The sequence below is a fragment of the Candidatus Equadaptatus faecalis genome, from assembly GCA_018065065.1.
In the GTDB taxonomy this organism is placed as follows: Bacteria; Synergistota; Synergistia; order Synergistales; family Synergistaceae; genus Equadaptatus; species Equadaptatus faecalis.
On the sequence record JAGHTZ010000021.1, the window covers coordinates 1 to 5,403 of the forward strand.

The window sequence follows — 5,403 nt, forward strand, 5'->3', positions numbered from 1 at the left end:
GCTCACGCTGCGTAAGAGCACGCTTTTCTTTTTCAAGGATTTCAAGGATATCGAACTGTTTTCTTGTAAGACTGCCTGCCATATTGAACACCTTCCGTTCAGAATTTATTCATTGCAAACCCTTTTGTGAACGCGACTGCCCTGCATTCGGACAAAATAACCGGCAATGCAGCCTGCTGTTCATAACAACATCGTCACATCACCTAACTTGAACAAGTATACTATATTTTTTCTAAAATGCAATACAAATCAACAATAAGAAAACACTACAAGCATTTTCCTAAATGTCAGGATATTCTGTATAAGACTTTTCAGTATCTGCTACCAAAATATTATGATGCTGTTCTCTGTCCTTTTTCGGCGGAGGGGTCATATAATCTCCGAACAATTGTGTTAACAATTCATCATATCTTGCCGGACAACAAATTTTGATATCTTCGAAATCCAGATAAACTTTTTCGGCAAAAATTTCTTTCCTAAACGGCCACGCATCACATGGATAATCTGCTACATATTCTGCGCTAATATATGGTATCGCCTGATATAATTTTTCCTGCATTTCGAAAAAATATTCGTAAGATTTATCACCGAAATAAAAAATATTGATTATTTTTCCAAGAAATCGCTTCATTCCCTTACCGAAATATTTTTCCCAGTCAAACCAATCAATTGCACAATATTTGTAAATACGATATAACACTTTGAGTTTTTTATAATAAGCTTTATCCGGACATGTACCATCAAGGGGCATAATATCCACACGTATCCCATTAGCAATATCTGCCGGATGATTTTTTAATATTAAAGCAGTATTGATGTTTTGTACCGTGGCCGCATGCAGATTACAAGCAGCATCAGTTTTGTACGTTTGCAGAAAATACGGCGCTTCTAATTCTTTTGCGGCTATTTCACAAAATCTTTCGTAATCCGGACGGGGCATATTTAAATCAATGTCATCATCCCATGGGATAAAACCTTTATGACGCACAGCACCAAGCAACGTACCCCATGCAGCAAAATATGTTATATTATATTTTTCACAAATTTTAATTACCTGTTTCAATATATCCAATTGTACAAGCTGCATTTCTCTAATTTGTTTATTCATAATTCCTTATCTCCTTGTTGCAACATTTAATCCAATTAACTTTATAACGCAGCATTTAACTACTTCACAAGATGATGCATATAACGTTGGTTTTTCGGTAACGGTATCATATAGCTACCGTACATGTATTTTAAGAGCGCATCATATCCTATTGGACAATGAAGTTGTATATCTTCAAAATCAAGCAAAACCACATCTTTTAACCATGCCTTTTTAAGAATGTGCCAGCTGTGATAAATGACAACATATTCTGTGACTGCATATGGTGTTTCTTTGTATAATTTTTCTTGTTTTTCATGAAAAAACGCTCCGTTCTGATTGTGATAAAAATATTTGTTAATAAATTTTCCCAACGTACGTTTAATACCTTTGCCAAAGTAATCATCTTGGTGGAAAAGGTCAATAGCACAATATTTGTAGAATCTGTATTTTATTTTAAAGATTGATCTGTGAAATAAATCTGTATGCTTAATACCATCTAAAGGGTATATGTCTATAAATAATCCAGGTTTTCTGCGATCTGTTGCTGGATATAAATGTGCTGTTTCCAAATTTAACACACGGGCAATATGCATTGTGTAGAAAGGATCTGTACGATTTATTTGTAAAAAATACGGATATTCTAACTCTTGTTTTGCTATTTCGCAAAACCTTTCATACTCCAGACGCGGCATCATTAAATCAACATCATCATCCCAAGGAATAAAACCTTTGTGACGTACCGCGCCAAGCAATGTGCCATATGCTGCAAAATAGGTTATATTATATTTTTCACAAATTTTAATTACCTGTTTCAATATATCCAATTGCACAAGCTGTACTTTTCTAATATCCATCCCTATCTCTCCTTGATAAATTCCATGTAGGATTTTTCTGTGGACAACGCAAAAATATCATGATGTACTGCCCTTTTTTCGATTGGAGGTGGGGTCATATAATCTCCATATAACATTGTCAACAAAATGTCATATTTAGCAGGACAACATAGTTGAGTATCTTCAAAATCAATGTATATTCTCTCATTAAGGAGCTGCTTGGCAAAATAAAATTTCTCTGAATAATCTATAACGATATCAGCTTCCGCATACTTACAAGATTTATACAACATTTCCTGTTTATCAAAGAAAAAACGAGGTGGTTTATTCCCGAAAATTGTATAATTTATCATCTTGCCAATAGAACGCTTAAAAACATCTCCGAAAGAGGGCTCATAATTAAAAAAATCGTAGGCACAGTATTTGTACAAACGGTATTTTTGTTTTATAATTTTTTGCTGTTTTGTATTCGGCGCAGCATCTATTGGGAATACGTCTATAAAAATTCCAGCCTTTAAGGAACGCGGCTTGTGTGTTCCAACAAAAGCTGTTTCAAGGTTTTGAACTTTTGCAAAATGGAGATTATACAATGGGTCTGTTTTGTTAATTTGTAAAAAATAGGGATATTCTAACTCTTGTCTTGCTATTTCGCAAAACCTTTCATACTCCGGACGCGGCATCATTAAATCAACATCATCATCCCATGGAATAAAACCTTTATGACGCACAGCACCAAGCAATGTACCCCATGCGGCAAAATATTCAATATTATGTTTTTCGCACAGAGCGATAACCTTTTTCAGTATATCAAGCTCAACAAGCTGAACTTTCCTCAGCTGCTCATACATAAGGCTTTCATCTCCTTGTTTTTGTCCTAAACTTAGACTATTATAATACGCTGTAGGCAATATTGCCATCATACTCTACTACAGAGGTGCTACTAATGGATATCTTAGTCACAGGCGGAGCCGGATTTATAGGCAGTCACACAGTTGTTGCCCTACAGCAGGCAGGGTATGACGTTATTGTTGCCGACAATTTTTCAAACAGCAAGCCTTCCGTTTTGGAAAATATCAAGAAAATTACAGGTAAGGATTTCAAGTTTTATGAAGCAGACGTAACGGACGATACTTCTGTTGAGAAAATCTTTGCCGAAAATAAAATTGACGGTGTCATTCATTTTGCCGGATACAAAGCAGTAGGCGAATCTGTTGAACTGCCGCTTAAATATTATTCCAACAATCTGCAAAGCACGGTTGTCTTGGCGGAAGCCTGTATAAAACACGGCTGCAACAAATTTGTATTTTCTTCTTCCGCTACCGTGTACGGCGATAATGATATTCCGTTTGTTGAAACAATGGTGTTAAAGCCAACAACTAATCCGTACGGGGAAACAAAAGCAATCAACGAAAGAATTTTAACCGATACAGCAAAAGCAAACAAAGGCTTTAGCGTAACCCTGCTCCGCTATTTTAATCCTGTCGGCGCTCATGAAAGCGGACTTATCGGCGAAGACCCTCAGGGAATACCCAACAATTTAATGCCTTACATTGCAAAGGTTGCCAAAGAAACGCTGAAAGAGCTTTCAATCTTCGGAAATGACTATCCGACGCGCGACGGCACATGCATACGCGATTATATTCACGTTATGGACTTGGCGGAAGGACACGTCGCGGCACTTGCAAAAATGTCGCAGGGTGTTTCTGTCTATAATCTCGGCACAGGCAAAGGCACTTCTGTTATAGAACTTGTAACGGCATTTGAAAAAGCAAACAATCTGACAATACCAAAGAAATTTGCGCCTCGCCGCGCAGGCGACCTTGCGGAATATTACGCCGACGCGGCAAAAGCGCTGCGCGAGCTTGGCTGGAAAACAAAACACACTGTGGAAGATATGTGCAGAGATGCGTGGAGATTTGAGGAAAATAATGCCAAATAAAAAATCGCCTTATCAGCGATTTTTAAATGTTTTTATAAAAAATGCGTGAATATCCGCGCCCAAATGGCTGTTGAAAATATTCTCTTTCATCTGTTTCTTCAGCCTTTTAAAACATTCTCCCGAGTGCAGATGGACAAATTGTGATCCGGACAGTGTTTTCAGCATATTTGTAATCAGCTCGTCTTCGTTTGTACAGTAAGGCGTTTTTCTCAGGTATTTCCAATAAAGTTCGTCTAATTTCGGACGGCTGTAGGTTATCCATGGCTTGGCTCCTGACATGTGCCATATTCTCCCGGATAACTCGGTTTCTTCTGCTGTATAACGCATACTGTTAAATTTTTCTTCAAGTATTATTCTGTCTTTAGCAAATATAAAATTAAGGCAGTCCTGATCAGCAAACGTAATGCATTTGCCGTATTTTGCGTAAAACGTTTCTACCTCTTTCAAGAAATCATATTCTTCTCTCAGTTTCCTTAAGTCAATCAACAGAACACCGGCATTAAAATATTCCCCCGGTTCTATTCCAAGCATTGACCAGATTTTGCCTCTGCGTTTTGGCCATTCCTTCTTCCCTTCAAGATATTCCAGCGAATGAACGTCTCTCACAACACCGACTGCCTTTGTATGCAGATTAATATCCCACAACTCGGCAATATCCATTGTAACTACAATATCGCAATCAAGATATATCATTTTGTCTTCCGAAGAAAGTTCAGGCAGTAAAAGTCTAAATACTGTACCCTTAAATCCATCGGTTGAGAGTTTGCTAATATCTATTCCGCTTTCGTCAAGGTACGAATCAACATTAACAAACTCTATCACCTGTTGAAAATTGCCGGCAAGTTCCGTAAGTTTGCTTCTGTTATATTCTGTTAGTGTTTCGTCGTGAAGAAAATGGACACATATCTGTGATTTTGTATTGGCAAACATGGACGCAATCGTAACAGCGGCATGCTGTGTATATGTGCCTTTTGGATCACAAACTGCCAAAGCAACGTGTATTTTATCCATTATGCTACCCCACTATGCAAATTTATTTTTGTCTGTATAATTATACACGATATGATAATTTTGTGGGAGGATATGCTTATGGCAGATTTCGCAACACCGCAACCAGGCGATAAATTTCTTTGGGTACGGTATCACGGTTTGGGAGATTTACTTGAAGCTATGGCTGACGCTTATCAGGTAAAACGTAAATTTCCTGATATCCGTTTGTCTTTTCTTTCATGTCTGGAATATACCGAGATACTTAAATCACAACCTTATATTGAGGATGTTATATACGGCGGTAAAAGCCCGTTTAAAGTCATGAAACAAACCGCCCAAACAATGAAGAATGGAAATTACAATTGGGTCGCTTCAACTTTCAAAGGTGTTCATATGACTGTTATGGCTTATATGAGCGGCATCCAAAACCGGCTTGGTAGCAGTAAATATCTGCCGTTCTTGGAAACGGCAAACATTTATGATTGGACAAAAGCGCACGGAATAAACTTGTTCCAACGGACTGAAAAATCTCTGTTTGCTTCAGAGGAAAA

General features: G+C 37.6%; 6 protein-coding genes. 2 read left to right on the top strand and 4 right to left on the bottom strand.

The genetic code is table 11. The annotated features are described in order from the left end of the window. Positions 1-280: 280 nt before the first annotated feature. Genes KBS54_01525 through KBS54_01535 form a run of 3 tightly spaced genes read right to left on the bottom strand, consistent with a single transcriptional unit; the run spans position 281 to position 2,843 of the window. Positions 281-1,108, bottom strand: a complete 828-nt coding sequence (locus KBS54_01525; protein MBQ0054810.1) for a LicD family protein — start codon at positions 1,106-1,108, stop codon at positions 281-283. 59 nt (positions 1,109-1,167) lie between these two features. Continuing rightward, positions 1,168-1,944 carry a LicD family protein gene (locus KBS54_01530; GenBank protein MBQ0054811.1) on the bottom strand — a complete coding sequence of 259 codons (777 nt, stop codon included), beginning with the start codon at positions 1,942-1,944 and terminating at the stop codon, positions 1,168-1,170. A 2-nt stretch (positions 1,945-1,946) separates the two neighbouring features. After that, positions 1,947-2,843: a LicD family protein gene (locus KBS54_01535; protein ID MBQ0054812.1), complete on the bottom strand. Its 897-nt coding sequence runs from the start codon at positions 2,841-2,843 to the stop codon at positions 1,947-1,949. Between the two features lie 23 nt (positions 2,844-2,866). Between KBS54_01535 and galE the strand changes: the two genes are divergently transcribed. After that, the gene (galE, locus tag KBS54_01540; GenBank protein MBQ0054813.1) at positions 2,867-3,862 is read left to right on the top strand and encodes a UDP-glucose 4-epimerase GalE; all 996 of its coding nucleotides are present in this window, start codon (positions 2,867-2,869) and stop codon (positions 3,860-3,862) included. Between the two features lie 12 nt (positions 3,863-3,874). On the opposite strand, the gene KBS54_01545 is transcribed toward galE, so the two are convergent. Beyond that, a complete protein-coding gene (locus tag KBS54_01545; GenBank protein MBQ0054814.1) occupies positions 3,875-4,873 on the bottom strand; it encodes a glycosyltransferase family 8 protein in 999 nt (332 codons plus the stop codon). A 78-nt stretch (positions 4,874-4,951) separates the two neighbouring features. Between KBS54_01545 and KBS54_01550 the strand changes: the two genes are divergently transcribed. Continuing rightward, positions 4,952-5,403 (top strand): hypothetical protein (locus KBS54_01550; protein MBQ0054815.1); only part of this gene is annotated, 452 nt, incomplete at its 3' end.

Coding starts and splice junctions, on each gene's coding strand:
- KBS54_01525 (MBQ0054810.1), bottom strand. CDS start 1,108: ATGAATAAACAAATTAGAGAAATGCAGCTTGTACAATTGGATATATTG.
- KBS54_01530 (MBQ0054811.1), bottom strand. CDS start 1,944: ATGGATATTAGAAAAGTACAGCTTGTGCAATTGGATATATTGAAACAG.
- KBS54_01535 (MBQ0054812.1), bottom strand. CDS start 2,843: ATGATGGCAATATTGCCTACAGCGTATTATAATAGTCTAAGTTTAGGA.
- galE (MBQ0054813.1), top strand. CDS start 2,867: ATGGATATCTTAGTCACAGGCGGAGCCGGATTTATAGGCAGTCACACA.
- KBS54_01545 (MBQ0054814.1), bottom strand. CDS start 4,873: ATGGATAAAATACACGTTGCTTTGGCAGTTTGTGATCCAAAAGGCACA.